15 protein-coding genes are annotated in these 22202 nt (G+C 69.9%); 11 read left to right on the top strand and 4 right to left on the bottom strand.

All coding sequences use genetic code 11. The features are described 5' to 3' along the window. The first annotated feature begins 361 nt into the window (after positions 1-361). The 6 genes from ABT254_RS13775 to ABT254_RS13750 are packed head-to-tail and all read left to right on the top strand — an operon-like array spanning position 362 to position 9110. Entirely contained in the window at positions 362-2770 is a 2409-nt protein-coding gene (locus ABT254_RS13775; RefSeq protein ID WP_351468258.1) for a glycosyltransferase, read from the top strand. Beyond that, on the top strand, positions 2767-4290 hold the full coding sequence (locus tag ABT254_RS13770; protein WP_351468255.1) for an ArnT family glycosyltransferase: 1524 nt from the start codon (positions 2767-2769) through the stop codon (positions 4288-4290). Before ABT254_RS13775 ends, ABT254_RS13770 begins: the two co-directional genes overlap by 4 nt. Then, on the top strand, positions 4287-5543 hold the full coding sequence (locus ABT254_RS13765; protein ID WP_351468252.1) for an alkaline phosphatase family protein: 1257 nt from the start codon (positions 4287-4289) through the stop codon (positions 5541-5543). Before ABT254_RS13770 ends, ABT254_RS13765 begins: the two co-directional genes overlap by 4 nt. Then, the gene (locus ABT254_RS13760) at positions 5540-6529 is read left to right on the top strand and encodes a hypothetical protein (protein WP_351468249.1); all 990 of its coding nucleotides are present in this window, start codon (positions 5540-5542) and stop codon (positions 6527-6529) included. Before ABT254_RS13765 ends, ABT254_RS13760 begins: the two co-directional genes overlap by 4 nt. After that, positions 6526-7623 (top strand): endo-1,3-alpha-glucanase family glycosylhydrolase, encoded by a 1098-nt coding sequence (locus ABT254_RS13755; protein WP_351468247.1) that lies wholly within the window; start codon positions 6526-6528, stop codon positions 7621-7623. Before ABT254_RS13760 ends, ABT254_RS13755 begins: the two co-directional genes overlap by 4 nt. Continuing rightward, positions 7620-9110, top strand: a complete 1491-nt coding sequence (locus tag ABT254_RS13750) for a purple acid phosphatase family protein (protein ID WP_351468244.1) — start codon at positions 7620-7622, stop codon at positions 9108-9110. Before ABT254_RS13755 ends, ABT254_RS13750 begins: the two co-directional genes overlap by 4 nt. Before the next feature lie 71 nt (positions 9111-9181). Here ABT254_RS13750 and ABT254_RS13745 read toward each other — a convergent pair whose 3' ends face one another. The 3 genes from ABT254_RS13745 to sucC all read right to left on the bottom strand — a co-directional run bounded on the left by ABT254_RS13745 (position 9182) and on the right by sucC (position 12902). Then, positions 9182-10723: an aldehyde dehydrogenase family protein gene (locus tag ABT254_RS13745; RefSeq protein WP_351468241.1), complete on the bottom strand. Its 1542-nt coding sequence runs from the start codon at positions 10721-10723 to the stop codon at positions 9182-9184. A gap of 137 nt (positions 10724-10860) precedes the next feature. Then, entirely contained in the window at positions 10861-11760 is a 900-nt protein-coding gene (gene sucD, locus ABT254_RS13740) for a succinate--CoA ligase subunit alpha (RefSeq protein ID WP_351468239.1), read from the bottom strand. An 11-nt stretch (positions 11761-11771) separates the two neighbouring features. After that, positions 11772-12902, bottom strand: a complete 1131-nt coding sequence (sucC, locus tag ABT254_RS13735) for an ADP-forming succinate--CoA ligase subunit beta (protein ID WP_351468237.1) — start codon at positions 12900-12902, stop codon at positions 11772-11774. Positions 12903-13046: 144 nt separating this feature from the next. On the opposite strand from sucC, the gene ABT254_RS13730 reads away from it, so the two are divergent. From ABT254_RS13730 to ABT254_RS13710, 5 genes are all read left to right on the top strand, one after another. Continuing rightward, positions 13047-14729 (top strand): thiamine pyrophosphate-binding protein, encoded by a 1683-nt coding sequence (locus ABT254_RS13730; RefSeq protein ID WP_351468234.1) that lies wholly within the window; start codon positions 13047-13049, stop codon positions 14727-14729. A gap of 10 nt (positions 14730-14739) precedes the next feature. Further along, positions 14740-15981, top strand: coding sequence for a formyl-CoA transferase (frc, locus tag ABT254_RS13725; protein WP_351468231.1), 1242 nt, complete (start codon positions 14740-14742; stop codon positions 15979-15981). Between the two features lie 4 nt (positions 15982-15985). Continuing rightward, a complete protein-coding gene (locus ABT254_RS13720) occupies positions 15986-18130 on the top strand; it encodes an acetate--CoA ligase family protein (RefSeq protein WP_351468229.1) in 2145 nt (714 codons plus the stop codon). A gap of 120 nt (positions 18131-18250) precedes the next feature. After that, positions 18251-19639: an OFA family MFS transporter gene (locus ABT254_RS13715; protein WP_351468226.1), complete on the top strand. Its 1389-nt coding sequence runs from the start codon at positions 18251-18253 to the stop codon at positions 19637-19639. Between the two features lie 2 nt (positions 19640-19641). After that, the gene (locus ABT254_RS13710) at positions 19642-21033 is read left to right on the top strand and encodes an OFA family MFS transporter (protein ID WP_351468223.1); all 1392 of its coding nucleotides are present in this window, start codon (positions 19642-19644) and stop codon (positions 21031-21033) included. Between the two features lie 86 nt (positions 21034-21119). Here ABT254_RS13710 and ABT254_RS13705 read toward each other — a convergent pair whose 3' ends face one another. Beyond that, the gene (locus tag ABT254_RS13705) at positions 21120-22151 is read right to left on the bottom strand and encodes a sugar phosphate isomerase/epimerase family protein (protein ID WP_351468220.1); all 1032 of its coding nucleotides are present in this window, start codon (positions 22149-22151) and stop codon (positions 21120-21122) included. Between the last annotated feature and the right edge of the window lie 51 nt (positions 22152-22202).

The raw sequence follows: 22202 nt of genomic DNA, 5'->3' as shown, positions 1-22202 counted from the left end.
TCAAGGCGTAGGTCTGACTGCGTTTGACCGTGACGAACGGGGCCGCAGTACACGTATGAGACGCAATGCGACCGAATCAAGTAAACAGCAGGATAACTACCGGCGGATACAGGCCGAATGCCCGGCGAACGCGTCAACTCCGCTGCTAGCCTCTGGCATCCGCTCCTGACCGTGGAGCCCGGTGCGCGTTCGCCGTTGCACTGCGCACCTCCGGTACGTCCCGCACCTCCCCGCGCCGCGTCGAGACCGTACGCCCGCGAGGGTCACCGCTCATTCCTCCGCCCGTGTTCACGGGCGGTCGTCGGTGTCCGTCGCGCCGCTCGGCCGACGGCACGCGTTCTGGGGGGACTCCATGGCGCACATGATCGATTCCCTTCCGGCTGCCCATGACGGGGTGCCGGCAGGTGTCCGGGTACTCGGCGGCGGAGGCGACGGCGACGCTGCCACGCCCCGGCTGACCGTCCTGATACCCACCCGCAACGAGCAGGAGAGCGTTCCGCTCCTGCTCGACCGGCTCGGGCCGGCGCTCGCCCCGCTCGGTGCCGAGATCCTCTTCGTGGACGACAGTGATGACGCGACCGTCCAGGAGATCGCCGCCCTCGCGCCGGACTGCCCTGTCCCGGTGCGTGCCCTGCACCGGCCCTCCGGCCTGCGCACCGGCGGTCTGTCGGGGGCCGTGGTGGCCGGGATCCGGGCCGCGCGCGGCGCCTGGGTGCTGGTCATGGATGCGGATCTGCAGCATCCGCCGCAGGCAGCCGCGCTGCTGGCCAGGACCGCGATGCGGGAGGGCGTCGACATCGCCGTCGGCACCCGGTACGCCGGGACCGGCCAGTCCGACGGGCTCGCGGGGGCGGGCCGGCAGGCCACCTCGTCCTCCGCGACCCGCCTGGTCAAGGCGGCCTTCCCGCGCCGGCTGGCCACCGTCAGCGACCCGCTCAGCGGGCTGTTCGCGTTCCGCCGGGACGCGATCGACACCGAGCGGCTGCGGCCGGTCGGCTTCAAGATCCTTCTGGAGATCCTGGTGAGGCATCCGGCCGCACGGGTCGCCGAGGTGGCGTACACCTTCGCGCCCCGCGAGGCGGGCCGGTCCAAGGCGTCCTTCAGGGAGGGACTGGCCTTCGTACGGCATGTCGTGCGGCTGCGCCGCTCAGTGGCCGGCGGGCAGCGGCAGCTGATGCGGATGCTCGCGTTCGGACTGGTGGGCCTGTCCGGGGTCGCGGTCAACACGGCCGCCCTGTGGCTGTTCTTCGACGTGCTCGGGGTGCACCACCTGGTGGGGGCGGCGCTCGCGACCCAGTTCTCCACGGCCTGGAACTTCCTCCTCACCGACGCCGCCGTCTACCGCAACGGACAGCGCAGGGGCAGCTGGCCCGGGCGGGCCGGTCGTTTCTTCGCGATGAACAACCTGCTTCTGATCGCCCGGCTCCCGCTGCTCCAGTGGCTCGTCGTGGCCGGTGTGGGTGTCCTCACGGCCAACGCGCTCACCCTCGTCCTGCTCTTCGTCCTGCGGTTCCTGATCAGCGACCGCATGATCTACAGCGGCGGCGAGAAGAAGGTCAGGCGGCGCGATCCCGTGAAGATGCTCGTCGATGCCGATGCTCCGACCGCGCCGGTGAGCAGGAAGCGGTCCGTGTACCTGCCCTACCGCTACGACGTCGCCGGCACCGTCACCATCGGCTCCCAGATACGGCTGCCCGAGCTGGAGTTCTTCCGAGCGCAGTGGATACCGGACGCGGACGTCGACATCGCCGTGCGCGTCGGGGACGTCGGGCGGCGCAGGCCACGCGGGCGGGCGGCACTGACCGAGGACCACAGCGACACGGCGGCACTGCGCTACGAGGAGCATCTGGGTCGCTTCGGCGCGAACTTCCGGGTGCGGCTGGGTCCGCCGATCACGGTGGAGGTCGGCCCGCTGCTGGCCCGTTCGCCGCACGTCGTCTACACGAACGTCGTCGAGGCGCTGCTGCGTTTCGTGCTGATCTCCCGTGGGCGGATGCTGCTGCACTCCGCGTGCGTGGAGCTCGACGGGCGCGGGGTGATGCTGTCGGCGCTGACCGACACGGGCAAGACCGCGACCGTCCTCAGGCTGCTGCGCGAGCACGGCGGGCGGTTCCTGTCGGACGACATGACGGTCGTGGACGCGAGCGGGCGGGCCGTGTGCTTCCCGAAGCCGCTCACCATCAGCGCGCACACGCTGCGGGCCGTGCAGGCCGAGGACCTGACGAAGAAGGAGTGGCGCCGGCTGAATCTGCAGTCGCGGCTGCACTCCAAGGGCGGTCGTTCGATCGCGCTGATGCTGTCCCGCTTCAACCTGCCGATCATGGGCATCAACGCGGTCACGCAGATCCTGGTGCCGCCGCCGAAGTACAGCGTCGACCGGCTGGTGCCCTGCCGGCTGGGGTCGAGCACCGAGGTGCGGGACCTGTTCGTCATCGAGCGCGGTGCGCCCGACCTGTACGACCTCGACGGCGACGTGGCGCTGGAGCGGATGCTGGTCAACACCGAGGACGCGTACGGCTTCCCGCCCTACCGCTATCTCGCGCCGGCGCTGCGCATCGACGGTCTCGACCATGCCGAACTGCGCGCCCGCGAGCGGGAGATCCTCGCCGGGTTCCTGTCCGGCGTCCGTACCCGGGTGCTCGCCTCGGACTGCTTCGGCTGGGCGGACGAGATACCGCGGCTGCTGGCGGGCGAGGAGCACCGTCCGACGGTGAGTGCCTCCGCCGAGGCCTGGCCGCGGTGGGGACTGCAAGCCGGCTCGGCCGCATGACCGACCGGTTCGTGCTCCCCAGGGGAGCATCCCGCACCGCCCCGGCGCCGGCCCCCTCCGGCGCCGGGGTGCGGGCTGCCGCGCCCCTGACCGCCGTACTGCTGCTGGCGGCCTTCCTGCGTCTGTGGCAGCTCACGGCGGCCGGGTTCAACAGCGACGAGGCGGTGTACACGGGTACGGCGGCCTCGCTCGCGGGGGACGATCGGCTCGGTTCGCTCTTCCCGGTGTTCAGGGCGCATCCGGTGCTGTTCCAGTCGCTGGTGTCGCTGGCGCTGCGCGTCCACGAGAGCGACTGGGCGGCGCGCGCGGTGCCGGCGCTGCTGGGTGTGGCGACGGTGGCGGTGACGTACGGGCTGGGGCGGCGGCTGTACGGGCGGCGGGCCGCGCTGGTCGGGGCGCTGCTGCTGGCGGTGATGCCGTACCACGTGGTGGTCAGCCGCCAGGTGCTGCTGGACGCGCCGATGACGCTGTGCGCGACCGGCGCGCTGTACTGCGTGGTGCGGTACGCCGAATCGCCGTCCCCGCGCTGGCTGCTGGCGGCCGGCGGGATGCTCGGGTTCACGGTGCTGGCGAAGGAGACGTCGGTCGTCTTCCTGGGTTCGCTGTACGCGTTCTTCGCGCTGACCCCGGCCGTGCGCACCCGCTGGCGGCATCTGCTGCCCGCGCTGGGCGTGATCGGGGTGGTGGCGGTGGCCCATCCGCTGTCCCAGCTGCTGGCCGGGCATGCGCGGGCGGGCGGCAACTATCTGCTGTGGCAGATGTTCCGCCGCGCCAATCACCCCTATTCCTTCTACGGCCGTGAAGTGCCCTGGGCGCTCGGCCCGTTGGTGGTCGTGGCGGCCCTGGCGGGGCTGGTGCGGCTGCGGCGCGAGAACACCTGGCGGGAGCGGCTGCTGGTGTGCTGGGTCGTGGTGCCCGCGCTGTTCTTCACGGTGTGGCCGGTGAAAGGCTTCCAATATCTGCTGCCCGTGGCACCGGTGTTCGCGGTGCTGGCGGGCAGGACGCTCACCTCGTTCCCGCGGGTGGTGCGGATCCAGCGCTTCGCGGCGACCGCGGCCATCTGGCTGGTCGTGGCCTCTGTGGCGGTGCCGTGCTGGATGCGGATCCAGCCGCAGACGAGCACCCGCTTCCTGGCCGGGACGGGCGGGCTGCCCGGAGGCCGGGAGGCGGGACTGTGGGTGCGCGAGCACGCGCCGGAGGGCTCGCGGCTGCTGGCCATCGGTCCGTCCATGGCCAACGTGGTGCAGTACTACGGCTTCTGTCCGGTCTCCGCGCTCTCCGTCTCGCCCGACCCGGCCCGCCGCAACCCCAGCTACCGGGCGGTCCCGAACCCGGACCGGGCTCTCAGGGACGGCGACTTCGAGTACCTGGTGTGGGACGCGTACACGGCCCGCCGTACGCGGTTCTTCACCGCCAAGTTGCAGGGACTCGTGGGGCGTTACCACGGGACGGCGGTGTTCACGGCGCGCAACGGGGCCGGGGTGAAGGTGGTCGTGATCTACCGGGTGAGGGTGTCATGAGGGTGCTGCTGGTGGCGCTGGTCCTGCTGCTGACGGGCAGCGGGACGGCGGCGGCATCGACTACCCGCCCGCACACACCCGTTCAGCACTTCGTCTATCTCATGCAGGGTGATCGCACCTTCGACCACTACTTCGGCACGTACCCGGGAGCCGACGGCCTGACCGCGGGGACCGGTCAGCCGCGCGACCCCGCGCATCCGGGCGCGGGCACGGTGGCGCCGTACCCGCTGCACGGCTCGCCGCCCCTGTCCCCCGGCGCCGGGCCGCGCCTGGTGCGGCAGCAGTACGACGGCGGGCGGATGGACGGCTTCGTCGGCGCCTTCGAGCGGCAGGGCCGGGACGGACGCGTGGCCATGGGCCACTACGACCGCCGTGACCTGCCCTTCTACTGGAACGCAGCCGACCGCTACGAGCTCTTCGACCACTTCTTCGCATCCTCGCTCGACGGCACCCGCGCCAACCGCGCCCACTGGGTCGCGGGCACGCCGGACCTGACCGGCCCCACCGTCTTCGACCGGCTCCAAGAGGCAGGCGTGAGCTGGAAGTTCTACGTCCAGAACTACGACCCGAAGCAGACCTACCGCTCACCCGACGACCTGACCACCCAGACCGTCCGCGTCCCGCTCCTGGACATCCCGCGCTTCGTCGACAGCAGGCGGCTGAGCGCGCACATCGTCGATCTCGGCGAGTACTACCGGGACCTGGACCGCGGGACACTGCCCTCGGTGGCGTTCGTCGCGTCGTCGGGTGCGGGCGAGCGCTCGGCGCGCTCCGTGCCGGCCGGGCAGCGGCTCGTGCGGGAGCTCACCGCCCAGCTGATGGTCAGTCGGTACTGGTCGTCTTCGGCACTGTTGTGGTCCTACGACGGCTCCGGGGGCTGGTACGACCATGTGAAGCCGCCGGCCGGTCGGGGGCTGCGCGTGCCGGCGCTGCTGGTCAGCCCGTATGTGACGCGGGGGAAAGTGCAGCACGGGCAGTTCGAGGCCGCGAGTGCGCTGCGGTTCGTGGTGGACAACTGGCGGCTGCGGCCGCTGGGCGGCCGTACCACGCAGGCGCGGAGTCTCGCCGACGCCTTCGACTTCTCGGCGGCGCCTCGGCGGGCCGAGCTGATTCCGGCGGGGTTGCGGGAGGCGGCGCTTCCGGTGGCGCGGCGGCCCTCGCCGGTGCCCGTGTACGCGGTGTACGGCGCCGCGTCGTTGCTGGTGGCGGGGTTGCTGTGGGGGGCGGTGCGGCCGAAGTGGCGTATGTCGTGAGGTGGTTGGTGCTGGTCGGGGTGGTACTGGTGGGGCTGGCACCGAGTTCTGCGGTGGCCGTCACGACGGTCACCGTCACGGTGCGGACGACGCCCCGGCTCGCGGGCGTGCCGTTCACCTTCGACGGACAGACGGCGCTCACCGGGCCGGACGGCGTGGTGAGCTTCACCGGTGCGCACGACTTCGCGGGGCACACGCTGGTCGTCGACGATCGCGGACTGGCCTCGGAGGGACGGCAGTTCACGTTCTCCCGGTGGGCCGGGCAGCGCGATCCCGACCAGGCGTTCCGGCGCACGGTACGGGGGCTGCCGCTGCGCCGGGACTACACGGTGACGGCGGCGTTCACGGCCCGCTTCCGGGTGACGGTGCGCTGCGTCGACCAGGAGGGTCGCGCCGTACCCCGCGGGCGGGTGCCGTATGTGACCGTGCGCAGCGACACCGGGCACACCCAGCGGCTGCCGGTGGGGCAACCGGTCTGGCTGGACGGGCTGTTGCCCGTGTACCGCAAGAGCGTGCTGACCTCGCGGAAGGTCGGATACGCACTGCTGTCCGCAAACGCGTACGGCACGAACACGGTGGACGCCGGACGGCAGCGGTTCCAGCCGGCGTCGCATCAGGAGGCCGTCTTCACCACGCCGTTCCACGATCTGACGGTCTCGGCGCGGGACGCCGTCTTCGGGTCGTCGGCCGGGCGGGCGGCGCGGGTCACGCTGCCGGACGGGTCGGTGCGCGAGGTGACATTCGGTGCAGGCCGGCAGGCGACGCTGCGGGATCTGCCGCACGGGCAGTACGAGGTGGAGGTGACCGGCGGCCAGGGGCTGCGGGCCGTGCAGCAGGTCCGGCTGTCGCGTACGCAGAGCATGCAGCTGAGGGTGGTCAGCCGGGCCGATCTGGCGCTGGCGGCGGGCACGGTGGGTGTGCTGGCGGCCGGACTGCTGCTGGTCGGGCGGTGGATGCGGCGCCGCCGGGGTGGTGGGCACGGATGAGAAGACCGGGGCTGCTGGCCGTGCTCGTACTGGTGGTGACGGGGCTGTTCCCGGCGTCCGCGAGCTCGGCCGAGGGGCGCCGGGTGCCGCTGCTGGCGTACTACTACCAGTGGTTCGAGCCGTCGTCGTGGCAGCGCGCGAAGACCGACTACCCGCGGCTTGGCCACTACTCCAGCGATGACGCCTCCGTGATCCGCACGCATGTCGACTGGGCGAAGTCCGCGGGCATCGACGGTTTCGTGGTGAGCTGGAAGTCCTCGGCCGTCAACGACCGACGGCTGCGGCTGTTGCTGGACGTGGCGCGGGCGCGTGATTTCAAGGTGGCGGTCATCTATCAGGGGCTCGACTTCCGCCGCCGGCCGCTCGCAACGGACCGGGTCGCCGCCGACTTCCGTCTGCTGTACGGGCGTTACGCCCGCGACCCGGCCTTCTTCCGTCTCGACGGCAAACCGCTGACGGTGTTCAGTGGCACCTGGCAGTACTCGACCGCAGACATCGCGCGCATCACCGCGCCGGTGCGGAAGGGGATGCTGGTGCTCGGCACCGAGAAGAGCCCGCAGGGCATCAGCAGGCTGGCGCACGTCACCGACGGGGACGCCTACTACTGGTCGTCGGTCAACCCGGACACGAACGACCGGCACGCGACCAAGTTGCGCGAGATGGCGGCCGTCGCACACGCGGCGCACGGCTACTGGATGGCGCCGTTCGCCCCCGGCTTCGACGCCCGCCTGGTGGGCGGCACGAAGTCGGTGCCACGGGACGGCGGCCGGACGCTGCGCACCGAGTACGCGGCCGCGATGGCCTCGGGCCCGGATCTGCTCGGGCTGATCAGCTGGAACGAGTTCAGCGAGAACTCGCACGTGGAGCCGTCGGTCCGGCACGGCGCCCAATCACTGGACGTGCTGCGCGAGTTGCGGGGCGTTCCCGTGTCGGCCTCGCCGTCGGCGCCCTCCTCCTCGGCCGCCGCTCGCGACCCGCTCGGCTACTGGCCGGGCGTGCTGCGGATCACCGGCTGCGCGGCGCTGCTGGTGGGCGCCGTCGCGGCACTGGCACGGCTGCGCGGGACCAGAATGAGAAAGGAAGAAAGAACATGACCAGAAGAGTCTCTTCCGAGCACCGCAGACTCTCCTTGAGGCACGCTCGCAGCGCCGTGTTCGCCCTCGTCCTGGGGGCAGGCACGGCGCTGTCGTTCACCCCGGCGGCGCACGCCGACCTACCGGGCGCCGACGCGCAGTTGACACGCGCCCCCTATCTCTCCGACTCCACGACGACGTCCGTCCAGGTGAGCTGGGCGACCACCACACAGAGCCGCGGCTCGGTCCGCTACGGCCCGCTGGGCAACTGCGCGGCGAACACGGCCACTTCGTCCACCCTGGGCAGCCCCATAACCGTCGGCTCGACCCGGGAGTACGCCAACTCGGTGACGGTGACGGGCCTGACCGCGAGCACCACCTACTGCTACCGCGTCTACACGGCATCCGGCACCGACCTGCTGGGCACCCTGCCGACCCCCGGCTTCACGACCCCCGACCCCGCCGACTCCACGACGTCGTTCACCTTCGATGTCCTCGGCGACACCGGTGAGACCACGAACTCCGGCGTCGACGACGGCTCGCTGAATGTGAACCAGGCGAACGTGATGAGCCAGATCGCCGCGAGCGGCGCCCGGTTCGTCGTCCAGACCGGCGACAACACACATCCGGGCACCTCGCAGACCCAGTACGGCGACCTCGACCAGACAGGCGTGGACATCAGTTCCTGGTTCGGTCCGTCGTACTGGACACAGCCGGGCATGCGCATCCCGCTCCTCGGCACCGTCGGCAACCACAGCATGACCAGCACCTATCTGCAGGTGTGGAAGCAGTCGGCGTTGGCAGCGGCCTCCGGCGGGGTGTGGGCGTCGGTCGACTATCCGTCGTACCTGGGCTCGAATCCGATCAGCTATCCGACGACGTACTACGCCTTCACCACCGGCGGCGTCCGCTTCTATCTGCTCGACACCGCCTGGGGGAACTCCAACACCGGTGCCGCCACGGGTGGTTCGTGCGGCTCGCACTGCGCGATCTACGAGCAGGACGCGCACGCCCACTGGCAGGACGGATCCGCCGAGTACGAATGGCTGAAGGCCGACCTCACCGCCCATCCCGGCGTGCCGAAGTTCGCCTTCTTCCACTTCCCGCTGCGCTCCGACAGTGCGAGCGAGCCGAGCGACACCTTCCTCACGGGCGTCGAGCAGACCCTGCTGGACGGCGGCGTGGACCTGGTCTTCAACGGCCACTCCCACCTCTATCAGCGCAACACCGCGGGAGCGGGCCGGATCGCGTCGTATGTCACCGGTGGCGGAGGGGCCGATGTGCACTCCGTCGGGGAGAACGGCTGCTCGGCCACCGACGCCTACGGCATCGGCTGGTCCTACGGCCGCAACCGGGGTTCGGCCTGCGGTGCCGCGTCGGTGCCCACGGACGACGCGCAGGTGTACCACTTCCTGAAGGTGACCGTGAACGGCACCTCGGTGACGGTGGCACCGACGAACTCGCTCGGTCAGACCTTCGACGTGCAGACGTACACGGTCACTCCGTGACGCCTTCGTGCGTCGGCAGGAGCTGATCCCCGGGTGGCGCCCTCGGAACGAGGACGCCACCCGGCCCTCTGTCACGGCATCAGGTGGTAGTCCGGGAAGTTCCCCGGCAGCCGCTCTCCCGCCGGGCCCTGGGTCACGGCGCGCACCAGCAGCTCGCCGCCGACGAAGGCGCCGCGCCAGGACGCGCCGAAGCCGCCGAACAGTTCGTCGCGGTCGCCGCGGGAGCGTGGCTTGCCGTGGCCGACCTTGAACGCCCGGATCTGCGGGGCCAGCCGGTCGAAGGTCGCCCGGTCGTCCGTGGAAAGGGTGGCCACCAGCGCACCGTTGGACGCGTTCATCGCGGCCAGCAGCTCCGCCTCCGTGTCGACCAGGACGATGCTGTCGACCGGGCCGAACGGTTCCGCGTGGTGCAGGGGTGAGGACGGGGGCGGGTTGAGCAGCGTCACCGGATGGACGTACGCCGAGGTGTCCTGACCGGGCAGGAACCGGCCGTCGGCCTCGCTGCCGCGGTGCAGCGGGACCGCGCCCCGGTCGATGGCCTCGGCGACCTGGTCGCGCAGCTCCTTGGCCTTGGCCGCGTTGATGACCGGCCCGAAGTCCAGCTGCGGGTACGGGTCGTCGCTGTGCTCGACCGCCAGCGGGTGTCCCACCCTGAGCGTGCGCACCGCCGGGAGGTAGGCCGCCAGGAACTCGTCGAACAGCTGCCGCTGGACGACGAAGCGCGGGTACGCCGTGCAGCGCTGCTTGCCGTAGTCGAAGAGCTTCGGGATCACCGCGGTGAGCGCGTCCCAGTCCGAGTGGTTCCAGATGCCCCAGGTGTTGAGTCCTTCCTGTTCGAGTACATGGCGCTTGCCGAGGTCGGCGACGGCCGTGGCGACGGCCGCGCCGGTGTCCCGGCCGCCGACGAAGGAGACGCAGCCGATCTCGGGCGCCCGTACCAGCGCCTCGGACAGCTCGCCCCCGCTGCCGCTGACGAGGGTGGCGGGAATCCCCTCACGCGCGGCGAGCGCACAGGCCAGGGTCAGACAGGCGAGGCCGCCGTCGGTCGGGGTCTTGGCGATCACCGCGTTGCCTGCCAGTGCCTGGACCAGCATGGCGTGAACGAGCACGCTCATCGGATAGTTCCAGCTCGCGATGTTGGACACCGGGCCGTCCAGCGGGGTGCGCCCGTCGATCATCGGCTCGATACCGTCGACGTACCAGCGCACGCCGTCGATGGCCCGGTCGACGTCCGCCTGCGCGAGCCTCCAGGGCTTGCCGATCTCCCACACCAGGAGCAGGGCGAGCAGTTCGCGGTGCTCGGTGAGTGCGTCCAGGGTCGCCGCGACACGGGCGCGGCGCTCGTCGAGGGGGACGTGCCGCCAGGCGCGGTGCTGGTCGAGCGAGGCGCGCACGGCCCGGTGTGCGGTCTCGCGGTCGAGGCGGGGCGGTCCGGCGATGGGGCTGCCGTCGACGGGGCTGGTGGCGGGCAGGGCCCGGCCGTCGGCCTGCCAGGCGGAGTTCCAGAGGTTGAGGACGCGGTCGTCCTGGAAGGCCTCCGGGGCGACGGACAGGCAGCGCTGCCAGGCGTCGGCCCAGGACGTGCCTGATTTGAGGGTGAGGGTGGTTGCCATAGGGGTTTCTCCGCTCTCGGTGCACAGTCGGGGGCGGGGGGTGCATGGCTCGTCGCGCGCCGGCTCGCACTGCCGTGCGCGGACGTCGTACGAAGGACGCCGTGACGCGCGCGGTGGTGCGTCACGGTCGCCTCACATCAACTATGAGCGGCCGCGCGCCCGCGTTCGAGACATGCGAGCACAAGTTTCGCCGTCTCGGTCGGTGTGCTTCCCACACGCACCCCGGCCGCCTCCAGGGCCTCCTTCTTCGCCAGGGCGGTGCCCGAGGAGCCGGACACGATCGCGCCGGCGTGGCCCATCGTCTTGCCCTCGGGGGCGGTGAAACCGGCGATGTAGCCGACGACGGGCTTGGTGACGTGCTCGCGGACGTAGGCGGCCGCGCGTTCCTCGGCGTCGCCGCCGATCTCGCCGATGAGGACGATCAGTTCGGTGTCGGGGTCGTCCTGGAAGGCGGCCAGGCAGTCGATGTGGGTGGTGCCGACGACCGGGTCGCCGCCGATTCCGACACATGTCGAGAAGCCGATGTCGCGGAGTTCGTACATGAGTTGGTAGGTGAGCGTGCCGGACTTGGACACCAGGCCGATGCGGCCCGGCTTGGTGATGTCGGACGGGATGATGCCCGCGTTGGACTGTCCGGGGGTGATCAGGCCCGGGCAGTTGGGGCCGATGACGCGCGTGCCCTTCGCCTTGGCGTGGGCGTGGAAGGCGACGGAGTCGTGGACGGGGATGCCCTCGGTGATGACGACAGCGAGGCCGATGCCGGCGTCCGCGGCCTCGACGACGGCCGTCTTCGCGAACGCGGGCGGCACGAAGACGACGGTGACGTCGGCGCCGGTCGCCCGTATGCCGTCGGCGACCGATCCGAAGACGGGGACACCGCGGTCGTCGAAGTCGACGGTGCGGCCCGCCTTGCGCGGGTTGACGCCGCCGACGACGTTCGTGCCGGCCGCGAGCATGCGCCGGGTGTGCTTCATGCCCTCGCCGCCGGTCATGCCCTGGACGAGGACCTTGCTCTCCTTGGTGAGGTAGATGGCCATGTCGGGCTCCTTCAGCCGCTGGTGGCGAGTTGGGCTGCACGGCCGGCGGCGCCGTCCATGGTGGTGGCCTGCTGGATCAGGGGATGCGCGCGCTCGTCGAGGATGGCGCGTCCGCGGGCGGCGTTGTTGCCGTCGAGCCGCACGACCAGCGGCTTGGTCAACCGCACGCTGTCCAGGGCCTGCACGATGCCGTCGGCGACCGCGTCACAGGCGGTGATCCCGCCGAAGACGTTGACGAAGACCGACTTGACGGCCGGGTCGGACAGGATGAGCGAGAGCCCGTCGGCCATGATCTGGGCGGAGGCTCCGCCGCCGATGTCGAGGAAGTTGGCGGGTCGGGCGCCGCAGCCCGCGACGACGTCGAGGGTCGACATGACCAGGCCCGCGCCGTTGCCGATGATGCCGACCTCGCCGTCCAGTTTGACGTAGTTGAGGCCCTTGGCGGCGGCCGCCGTCTCCAGGGGGTCGTCGTGCTCCACGTGCTCCGCGCCCCAACGTGCCTGCCGGAAAAGGGCGTTGTCGTCGAGGGTGACCTTGCCGTCGAGCGCGAGGATGTGTCCCTGCGCGGTCCGCACGAGCGGGTTGACCTCGACGAGGAGGGCGTCCTCGCGGACCAGGACCTCCCACAGCCGTACGAGGACGTCGACCGTCTGCGCGGGCAGGCCGGCCGCCTCGGCCATCTCGTTCGCCTTCGCCGAGGTGACGCCCTCGGCCGGGTCGATGTGGACACGGGCCACCGCCTCGGGTCGGCTTGCGGCGACCTCCTCGATCTCCATGCCTCCCTCGGCGGAGGCGATGGCGAGGAAGCGGCCCGCCGCGCGGTCGAGCACATAGGAGACGTAGAACTCGGTCTCGATGTCCACGGGTTGGGCCAGCATCACCTTGCGGACCGTGTGGCCCTTGATGTCCATACCGAGGATCTGCCGGGCGGTGAGCTCCGCGGCGGCCGGGTCCGCGGCGAGCTTCACACCGCCCGCCTTGCCGCGCCCGCCTGTCTTGACCTGAGCTTTCACTACTACGCGCCCACCGAGTGCGCGGGCGATCTCACGGGCCTTCTTGGGAGAATCGGTGACCTCGGCCCTCGGCACCGAAATGCCGTGTTCTTCGAAGAGTTCCCTTGCCTGGTGCTCGTACAGGTCCATTCCGGCTCCTGACTCAAAAGTGCCGCACGCCCCCTGGACACCACCCACCGGATGCGGGATAACAAGGTTCATACAGTATTCGTCGACTGTATGCAATGTACCGCGAGAGCAGTTCGAACCCCTACGAAGGGACAGGACTTCGCCATGCCCGACGACACCCAGGACGTGATTTCCGGTGGTCATCTCGTTGCCAAGGCGCTCAAGGCCGAGGGGGTCGACCGCATCTACACGTTGTGCGGCGGCCACATCATCGACATCTACGACGGCTGCGTAGACGAGGGCATAGAGGTCGTCGACGTCCGCCATGAGCAGGTCGCGGCCCATGCCGCCGACGGTTACGCCCGCCTCACCGGCAAACCCGGCTGCGCGGTCGTCACCGCGGGCCCGGGCACCACGGACGCCGTCACCGGTGTCGCCAACGCATTCCGCGCGGAGTCCCCGATGCTGCTGATCGGCGGCCAGGGGGCCCTCAGCCAGCACAAGATGGGGTCCCTTCAGGACCTGCCGCACGTCGACATGATGACGCCGATCACCAAGTTCGCGGCGGCCGTACCGGACACGGCGCGCGCGGCGGACATGGTGTCCATGGCGTTCCGCGAGTGCTTCCACGGTGCGCCCGGCCCCTCCTTCCTGGAGATCCCGCGCGACGTGCTGGATGCCAAGGTGCCGGTGAGCAAGGCGCGCGTGCCGAAGGCGGGCGCCTACCGCGCCTCGACCCGCTCGGCCGGCGACCCCGAGGCCGTCGAGAAACTCGCCGACCTGCTCGTGCACGCCGAGAAGCCGGCCATCCTGCTCGGCAGCCAGGTCTGGACGACCCGCGGCACCGAAGCGGCGATCGACCTCGTACGGACCCTCAACATCCCTGCCTACATGAACGGGGCGGGCCGCGGCACCCTGCCGCCCGGCGACCCGCACCACTTCCAGCTGTCGCGCCGGTACGCCTTCTCGGGCGCCGACGTGATCGTCATCGTCGGCACGCCCTTCGACTTCCGCATGGGCTACGGCAAGCGTCTCTCCCCCGACGCGACCGTCGTGCAGATCGACCTCGACTACCGCACCGTCGGCAAGAACCGCGACATCGACCTCGGCATCGTCGGCGACGCGGGACTCGTCCTGAAGTCGGTGACCGAGGCCGCCTCCGGGCGCCTCAACGGCGGGGCAGCCAAGCGCAAGGAATGGCTCGACGAGCTGCGTGCCGCCGAGCAGACCGCCCTCGAGAAGCGGCTGCCGAGCCTGAAGTCGAACGCCTCGCCGATCCACCCGTACCGCCTGGTCAGCGAGATCAACGACTTCCTCACCGAGGACTCCGTCTATATCGGCGACGGCGGCGACATCGTCACCTTCTCCGGACAGGTCGTCCAGCCCAAGTCACCCGGGCACTGGATGGACCCGGGCCCGCTCGGCACCCTCGGCGTCGGCATCCCCTTCGTCCTCGCGGCCAAGCAGGCACGCCCCGACAAGGAGGTCGTCGCCCTCTTCGGCGACGGCGCCTTCTCCCTCACCGGCTGGGACTTCGAAACCCTCGTCCGCTACGACCTCCCCTTCGTCGGCATCGTCGGCAACAACTCCTCCATGAACCAGATCCGCTACGGCCAGGCCCAGAAGTACGGCCTGGAGCGCGAGCGGGTCGGCAACACCCTCGGCGACGTCCACTACGACAAGTTCGCGCAGATGCTGGGCGGTTACGGCGAGGAGGTCCGCGACCCCGCCGACATCGGCCCGGCGCTGCGGCGTGCCCGTGAGTCGGGCAAGCCGTCGCTGATCAACGTCTGGGTCGACCCGGACGCGTACGCCCCCGGAACCATGAACCAGACGATGTACAAGTGAGGTGGCCCGCATGACTGGAACGCCCACCAAGGCCCTCGCGGGCATCCGCGTCCTCGACATGACCCACGTCCAGTCCGGACCCTCCGCCACCCAGCTGCTCGCCTGGCTCGGGGCGGACGTGGTCAAGCTGGAGGCGCCGACCGGTGACATCACACGGGGGCAGCTGCGCGACCTCCCGGACGTCGACTCCCTCTACTTCACGATGCTCAACTGCAACAAGCGCAGCATCACCCTGAACACCAAGACCGAGCGCGGCAAGGAGATCCTCACCGAGCTGATCCGGCGCTCCGACGTCATGGTCGAGAACTTCGGACCGGGCGCGGTCGACCGTATGGGCTTCACCTGGGACCGCATCCAGGAGATCAATCCGCGGATCGTCTATGCCTCCATCAAGGGGTTCGGGGACGGCCCGTACACCAACTTCAAGGCGTACGAGGTCGTCGCGCAGGCCATGGGCGGGTCGATGTCGACCACCGGTTTCGAGGACGGGCCGCCGCTGGCGACGGGGGCCCAGATCGGGGACTCGGGGACGGGCGTCCACGCCGTGGCGGGGATACTCGCGGCGCTGTTCCAGCGGGAGCACACCGGGCGCGGTCAGCGGGTGAACGTGGCCATGCAGCACGCTGTGCTCAACCTCTGCCGGGTGAAGCTGCGCGATCAGCAGCGCCTGGCCCACGGCCCGCTCGCTGAATACCCCAACGACGACTTCGGCACGGAAGTTCCCCGGTCCGGGAACGCGTCCGGCGGCGGCCAGCCCGGCTGGGCGGTCAAGTGCGCGCCGGGCGGTCCCAACGACTACGTGTACGTCATCGTGCAGCCCGTCGGCTGGAAGCCGCTCAGCGAGCTCATCGGCCGGCCGGAGCTGGCCGACGACCCCGAGTGGGCGACGCCCCAGGCCCGGCTGCCCAAGCTCAACAAGATGTTCCAGCTGATCGAGGAGTGGTCCTCCACGCTTCCCAAGTGGGAGGTGCTGGAGCGGCTCAACGCCCACAACATCCCGTGCGGGCCGATCCTGTCCACCAAGGAGATCATCGAGGACGACTCGCTGATCGCCAACGAGATGGTCGTCACCGTGCCGCACCCCGAGCGCGGCGAGTTCACGACCGTGGGCAGCCCGTTGAAGCTCTCCGACTCCCCCGTCGAGGTGACCAGTTCACCCCTGCTCGGCGAGCACAACGAAGAGGTCTACATCGGCGAACTCGGCCTCGGCGACGAGGAACTGCGCCTGCTCAAGTCGAACGGAGTGATCTGACGTGATGGCCGAAGACCGGGAGCTGAGGGTGCGGTCGCTCCTCGACACTGTGCGGGCCGAGGGGCGCACCGCGCTCACCGCACCCGAGGGCAAGGTGATCGCCGACGCGTACGGGATCGCCGTACCGGGTGAGGAGTTGGCGACCGACGTCGACGAGGCCGTCTCCTACGCGGCGCGCTTCGGCGGGCCCGTGGTGATGAAGATCGTCTCGCCGGACATCCTGCACAAGACCGACGCCGGCGGTGTGATCGTCGGCGTCGAGGGCGCCGCGGACGTCCGGGCCGCGTTCCACAAGATCATCGAGAACGCGCGCGCCTACGACGCGTCCGCGCGCATCGAGGGCGTACAGGTGCAGGAACTGCTCCCGCGGGGGCAGGAGGTCATCGTCGGCGCGGTGACGGACCCGACGTTCGGGAAGGTCGTCGCCTTCGGGCTCGGCGGGGTGCTCGTCGAGGTCCTCAAGGACATCACGTTCCGGCTGGCGCCGGTGAGCGCCGACGAGGCGCTGTCCATGCTGGACTCGATCCGCTCGGCGGAGATCCTGCACGGGGTGCGCGGACAGGCGGGCGTCGACCGGTGGGCGATCGCCGAGCAGATCCGCCGGGTCTCACAACTGGTCGCGGACTTCCCGGAGATCGCGGAGGTCGAGCTCAACCCGGTGATCGCCACCCCGGAGGGCGCGGTCGCCGCGGACATCCGGGTGATCCTCGCCGAGTCGTTGCCGAAGCCTCGGCGCACGTACACGCGCGAGGAGATCCTCACCTCCATGCGCCGTCTGATGCAGCCCTCGTCGGTCGCCGTGATCGGTGCCTCGGGCGAGCAGGGCAAGATCGGCAATTCGGTGATGCGCAATCTCATCGACGGCGGCTTCGCCGGAGAGATCCATCCGGTGAACCCCAAGGCCGATGACATTCTGGGCCGCAAGGCGTACAAGAGTGTCACGGACGTTCCCGGTGAGGTGGATGTGGCGGTCTTCGCGATCCCCGCCAAGTTCGTGGCCTCGGCGCTGGAGGAGGTGGGACGCAAGAAGATCCCGAACGCCGTGCTGATCCCCTCCGGGTTCGCGGAGACCGGCGAGCACGAGCTCCAGGAGGAGATCGTCGCGATCGCCGAACGGCACGGCGTGCGCCTCCTCGGGCCGAACATCTACGGCTACTACTCGACGTGGCAGGACCTGTGCGCCACGTTCTGCACGCCGTACGACGTCAAGGGCGGTGTCGCGCTGACCTCGCAGTCCGGTGGCATCGGGATGGCCATCCTGGGCTTCGCGCGCACCACGAAGACGGGTGTGTCGGCGATCGTGGGCCTGGGCAACAAGTCGGACCTGGACGAGGACGACCTGCTGACCTGGTTCGGCGAGGACCCGCACACCGAGTGCATCGCGATGCACCTGGAGGACCTCAAGGACGGCCGCGCCTTCGTGGAGGCCGCCCGGGCGACCGTGCCGAGGAAGCCGGTCGTCGTGCTCAAGGCGGGCCGTACTGCGGCGGGTGCGAAGGCCGCCGGTTCGCACACCGGGGCGCTGGCGGGCGACGACGCCGTGTACGACGACATCCTCCGACAGGCGGGTGTCATCAGGGCGCCCGGGCTGAACGACATGCTCGAGTACGCGCGCGCGTTGCCGGTGCTTCCCGCCCCCAAGGGCGACAACGTCGTGATCATCACCGGGGCCGGCGGCAGCGGTGTGCTGCTGTCCGACGCGGTGACCGACAACGGCCTGTCCCTGATGGAGATCCCGCCGGACCTGGACGAGGCCTTCCGTAAGTTCATCCCGCCCTTCGGAGCCGCGGGCAACCCGGTCGACATCACCGGGGGCGAGCCGCCGTCGACGTACGAGGCGACGATCCGGCTGGGTCTTCAGGACCCGCGCATCCACGCGCTCGTCCTCGGCTACTGGCACACCATCGTCACTCCCCCGATGGTCTTCGCGGAACTCACCGCGCGCGTGGTGGCCGAATTCCGCGAACGCGGCATCGAGAAGCCCGTGGTGGCCTCCCTCGCGGGCGACGTCGAGGTCGAGGAGGCCTGCCAGTACCTCTACGAGCGAGGGGTCGTGGCCTACCCGTACACGACCGAGAAGCCGGTGGCCGTACTGGGTGCGAAGTACCGGTGGGCGCGGGCGGCGGGACTGTTGGGGGGCGGTTCATGAGGTGAGCGAAGCGCGGGGCCGGCCGACAGTGCGGTCGGCCGGCCCCGGGACCCGTGCGCACGCGAAAGGCATTGGACAGGGGGCGCTGGCCAGAGCTTTCGATGCAAGGGGTGCTGAGCGATGACAACCACCGACCACTCGACGTCCGTCCCCTACCGGGAGGTGACGGATCGCAACGGCCGCGTGTACCGGATCGGGGAGTCCGATACCGACGTCATGGGCCGAACACGCAAGTGGATGGTCATCCTGCCCTGGGTGGGCATGATGGGCATCAGCTCCGCCGAGTACGCGTTCACATCGGCGGAGGACACACTCCACGAAGCTCATCTGTGGAGCAGCGGACACATCTTCTGGCTGATGGGCGTCTGGGTGTTCTTCCAGGCTGCCGTGGCCTTCCCCGCCGGGCAGCTGCGGGAGAGCGGCAGGCTGCCCGCCCGTACGGCGATGATGATCGGCGCCGTCGGCACCTTGCTGGGCTATCTGTCGCTGGCGTTCGCGCCGAACGTGGCCGTCGCGTACTTCGGCTTCGGCATGTGCAGCGGCATCGGCGCCGGACTCGTCTACGCGACCTGCGTGAACATGGTCGGCAAGTGGTATCCGGAGCGCAAGGGCGGCAAGACGGGCTTCGTCAACGGCGGTTTCGCCTACGGGTCCGTGCCCTTCGTCTTCCTGTTCACCTCGTACATGGATCTGAGCAACTACCGGACCGTGCTCGCCTGTGCGGGCATCGGGCTGTGCCTGGTGGTGGCCGCGGCCGGCTGGTTCTTCAAGGACCCGCCGAAGAACTGGTGGCCCGCGCACGTCGACCCGCTGAGGATGACCGACGACCCGAAGATCCGCCGGGCGCTGCAGAAGAACCCGCCCGCCGTCAAGCAGTACACCCCCAAGGAGGCCGCCCGTACGCCCGTCCTGTGGATGATGTGGTTCTGTCTGCTGTGCACGGCCGGCATCAACATCTTCGGCATCGCCTTCCAGGTGCCGTTCGGCAAGGACATGGGGTTCGCGGGCGGGATCGTGGCCACCGCGATGTCCCTGAAGGCCATCGTCAACGGCACCGGGCGCGGTGTCATCGGCTGGATCTCCGACCGCTACGGCCGCCGCAACACACTCATCATCGTCTGCATCGTGCTCGGCACGGCGCAGTTCGGCGTGCTGGTCTCCGGCCAGATGGGCAGCATGCCGTTCTTCCTGTTCTGCTCCATGGTCTCCGGATTCGGCGGCGGGGCGATCTTCCCGCTGTTCGCCGCCATGACGGCGGACTACTTCGGCGAGAACAACAACGCCACCAACTACGGAATGGTCTACAGCTCGAAGCTGATCTCCGGGCTCGTCGGCTCCGGCCTGGGCGCGGTCGTCGTCGGCGCGTGGGACTACCACGGCGCGTTCGTGCTGGCGGGTTCCGTCGGCCTGGCCTCCGCGGTGCTGGCGCTCTTCCTGAAGTCCCCGGGCCGGCCCAAGGCCCGGCGCATCGTCCCCAACCCGCACCCGCTCGGCGAGGAGATGGCATAAGCATGACAGCAGACCCGCTCTCGGCCGATCCGACAGCCGCGAACCGTCCCTACCGTGAAGTGACCGACGCCCGAGGCCGCGTCTACCGCATCGGCGAGACCGACCGGGACATCCTCGGCCACTCCCGCAAGCTCATGGTGTACCTCCCGTGGATCGCCATGATGGCCATCAGCGTCTTCGAATACGCCTACGGCTCCGCGGAGGACACGCTGTCCCACGCGCACGGCTGGACCCAGTCCAACACCTTCTGGATCCTCAGCGTCTGGGTGTTCTTCCAGGCCGGCATCGCCTTCCCGGCGGGCTGGCTGCGCGAGAAGGGCATCCTGACGGCCCGCAAGGCCATGTACACCGGCTCCGGGATGTGCCTGGTCGGATTCCTCGCCCTGTCGCATCTGAGCAATGTGTTGCTGGCGATCCTGGGCTTCGGTGTCATCGGGGGGCTCGGTGCCGGCCTGGTCTACGCGACCTGCATCAACATGGTCGGCAAGTGGTTCCCCGAGCGCCGCGGCGCCCGCACCGGCTTCGTCAACGGCGGCTTCGCCTACGGGTCGCTGCCGTTCATCTTCATCTTCAACTACGCCTTCGACACCGGGAACTACCACCGCGTCCTGGACCTGATCGGCTGCTACATCATGATCGTGGTGTTCGGGTCCGCCTTCTTCTTCAAGGACCCGCCGAAGAACTGGTGGCCCGCGGACATCGACCCACTGACCTTCTCCGGGGCCCAGAAGGGCGCGGACAGCCTCGCCAAGAACCCGCCCGCGACGAAGCAGTACACGCCCAAGGAGGCCATCAGGACGGGCATGCTGCCGCTGATGTGGATCTCCATCGTGATGACCGCCGGTGTCTCGATCTTCGGGATCTCCTTCCAGGTCGACTACGCCAAGGACGTCGGCTTCGGCCCCCTCGTGGCGGCGTCCTCCATGGGTGTCATGGCGGTCATCAACGGCATCGGACGCGGTGTCGTGGGCTGGCTGTCCGACAAGTGGGGCCGCAAGTCGACCCTGGTGTTCGTCATCGTCGTCCTGGGCCTCGCCCAGTTCGGTGTGATCCTGGCGGGCGAGATGAAGAGCGAGTGGCTCTTCCTGTTCTTCGCCTTCCTCTCCGGCTTCGGCGGCGGCGCGTTCTACCCGATGTTCGCGGCGCTCACCCCGGACTACTTCGGTGAGAACTACAACGCCACCAACTACGGCCTGGTGTACAGCGGAAAGCTGGTCAGCGGCCTGTTCGGCGGCGGCCTCGGATCCATGGTCGTCGCGGCCTGGGGCTACAACGGGGCGTACGCGCTGGCCGGCGGCGTCTCGATGGTCGCGGCGGCGCTCGCTCTGCTGCTGCGGCAGCCTGGGCACAACAGTTCGGACGCGCTGACTCCGCAACCGCAGCCCGCAGGCTGACGGTTGACGGCACGCGCGCGTGAGGCGGCCCTCCCCGGGATTGCGGGGAGGGCCGCCTCATGTGTGCTGTGCGCCCTGTGTCGCCGTCAGCACTTCTCGCGCAGTGAGTGCAGGTAGGCGCTGGAGCGGCGTGCGAAGGTGAACGACTCGGTCGGCTGGTCGTGTTCGGTCTGCCAGTGGTGGGCGAGGCGTTCGCCGCGCAGCCGGGTCACGGCGGCGATGAAGCGCTGGTAGTCGATGTCGCCGTCGCCGACGTCGACCATGCGGTAGCCGAACTGGTTGGAGGGGTCGCTCACCCCGTCCTTGACGTGGAAGAGCGGGTAGCGGTGGGGCTGCTTGAGGACGTAGTCGAGGGGTTCGAAGGGGGCGGGGCTGCCGTCGGGCCGCTTCGAGAAGCGGAACTGGCCGGCGTAGGCCCAGAAGATGTCCATCTCCAGGAACACCAGGTCGGGGTCGGTCTCGGCGAGCAGCACGTCGTAGAGACGGACCTTGGGGTTGTCGGTGGCGAAGCCGAACTCGTCGGAGTGGTTGTGCTGGTAGAACTTCATGCCGCGCGCCCTGGCCGCCGCACCGTACGTGTTGAACTCCGCGGCGGCTCGCTTCCAGGCGTCGACCGTGTTGCCGTAGCGGCCCGGGCCCGATGCGGTGCCTATGTGCTTGAGGCCCAGGGCCTGGGCGTCGTCGAGGACCTTGGTGAGGTTCTGGGCGAAGGTGTAGGAGCTCGGGTCGCTGGAGTAGTAGCCGACGTGGCTGCCGATCGGGTTCAGGCCGTGGTCCTTCGCCAGCCGCCTGAGCTGCGCGAGGGTGATGGGCCCGGCGGAGCCCTGGGTGTATCCGGCGAACTCGACCTCGTCGTACCCGTACTTCTCCAGTTCGGCGAAGACGGGCGCGAAGCCCAGCGTGGAGACCTTGTCGCGCAGGCTGTACAGCTGGATGCCGAGCCGCCCGGGCGGCAGGACCGGACGTCCACCGCCGGCGGCAGAGGTTTCGGCGGCGGTGGCGGGGGCCGTGGCGGCGCCCAGCAGCGCGGCGGCGGTGGCGCCCGCGGCCACACCGAGCATGCCTCGTCTGGTGAGGCGGTGGGTGAGTTCGGGATCGGTCTGCGAGATGCGGCTCATGCCTGGAACTCCTCGGTGTCGGAGGGCGTTGTCAGTGGTGAGTGCTTCACT

It is taken from the genome of Streptomyces sp. NPDC001137 (assembly GCF_040298885.1).
Classification (GTDB): domain Bacteria; phylum Actinomycetota; class Actinomycetes; order Streptomycetales; family Streptomycetaceae; genus Streptomyces.
Note: the sequence above shows the minus strand (reverse complement) of the source record. Positions and strands in the feature narration are given on the sequence as shown.

What these genes read in the sequence shown, in the direction of transcription:
- ABT254_RS13775 (WP_351468258.1), top strand. Translation starts at nt 362, where the DNA reads ATGATCGATTCCCTTCCGGCTGCCCATGACGGGGTGCCGGCAGGTGTC.
- ABT254_RS13770 (WP_351468255.1), top strand. Translation starts at nt 2,767, where the DNA reads ATGACCGACCGGTTCGTGCTCCCCAGGGGAGCATCCCGCACCGCCCCG.
- ABT254_RS13765 (WP_351468252.1), top strand. Translation starts at nt 4,287, where the DNA reads ATGAGGGTGCTGCTGGTGGCGCTGGTCCTGCTGCTGACGGGCAGCGGG.
- ABT254_RS13755 (WP_351468247.1), top strand. Translation starts at nt 6,526, where the DNA reads ATGAGAAGACCGGGGCTGCTGGCCGTGCTCGTACTGGTGGTGACGGGG.
- ABT254_RS13750 (WP_351468244.1), top strand. Translation starts at nt 7,620, where the DNA reads ATGACCAGAAGAGTCTCTTCCGAGCACCGCAGACTCTCCTTGAGGCAC.
- ABT254_RS13745 (WP_351468241.1), bottom strand. Translation starts at nt 10,723, where the DNA reads ATGGCAACCACCCTCACCCTCAAATCAGGCACGTCCTGGGCCGACGCC.
- sucD (WP_351468239.1), bottom strand. Translation starts at nt 11,760, where the DNA reads ATGGCCATCTACCTCACCAAGGAGAGCAAGGTCCTCGTCCAGGGCATG.
- sucC (WP_351468237.1), bottom strand. Translation starts at nt 12,902, where the DNA reads ATGGACCTGTACGAGCACCAGGCAAGGGAACTCTTCGAAGAACACGGC.
- ABT254_RS13730 (WP_351468234.1), top strand. Translation starts at nt 13,047, where the DNA reads ATGCCCGACGACACCCAGGACGTGATTTCCGGTGGTCATCTCGTTGCC.
- frc (WP_351468231.1), top strand. Translation starts at nt 14,740, where the DNA reads ATGACTGGAACGCCCACCAAGGCCCTCGCGGGCATCCGCGTCCTCGAC.
- ABT254_RS13720 (WP_351468229.1), top strand. Translation starts at nt 15,986, where the DNA reads ATGGCCGAAGACCGGGAGCTGAGGGTGCGGTCGCTCCTCGACACTGTG.
- ABT254_RS13715 (WP_351468226.1), top strand. Translation starts at nt 18,251, where the DNA reads ATGACAACCACCGACCACTCGACGTCCGTCCCCTACCGGGAGGTGACG.
- ABT254_RS13710 (WP_351468223.1), top strand. Translation starts at nt 19,642, where the DNA reads ATGACAGCAGACCCGCTCTCGGCCGATCCGACAGCCGCGAACCGTCCC.
- ABT254_RS13705 (WP_351468220.1), bottom strand. Translation starts at nt 22,151, where the DNA reads ATGAGCCGCATCTCGCAGACCGATCCCGAACTCACCCACCGCCTCACC.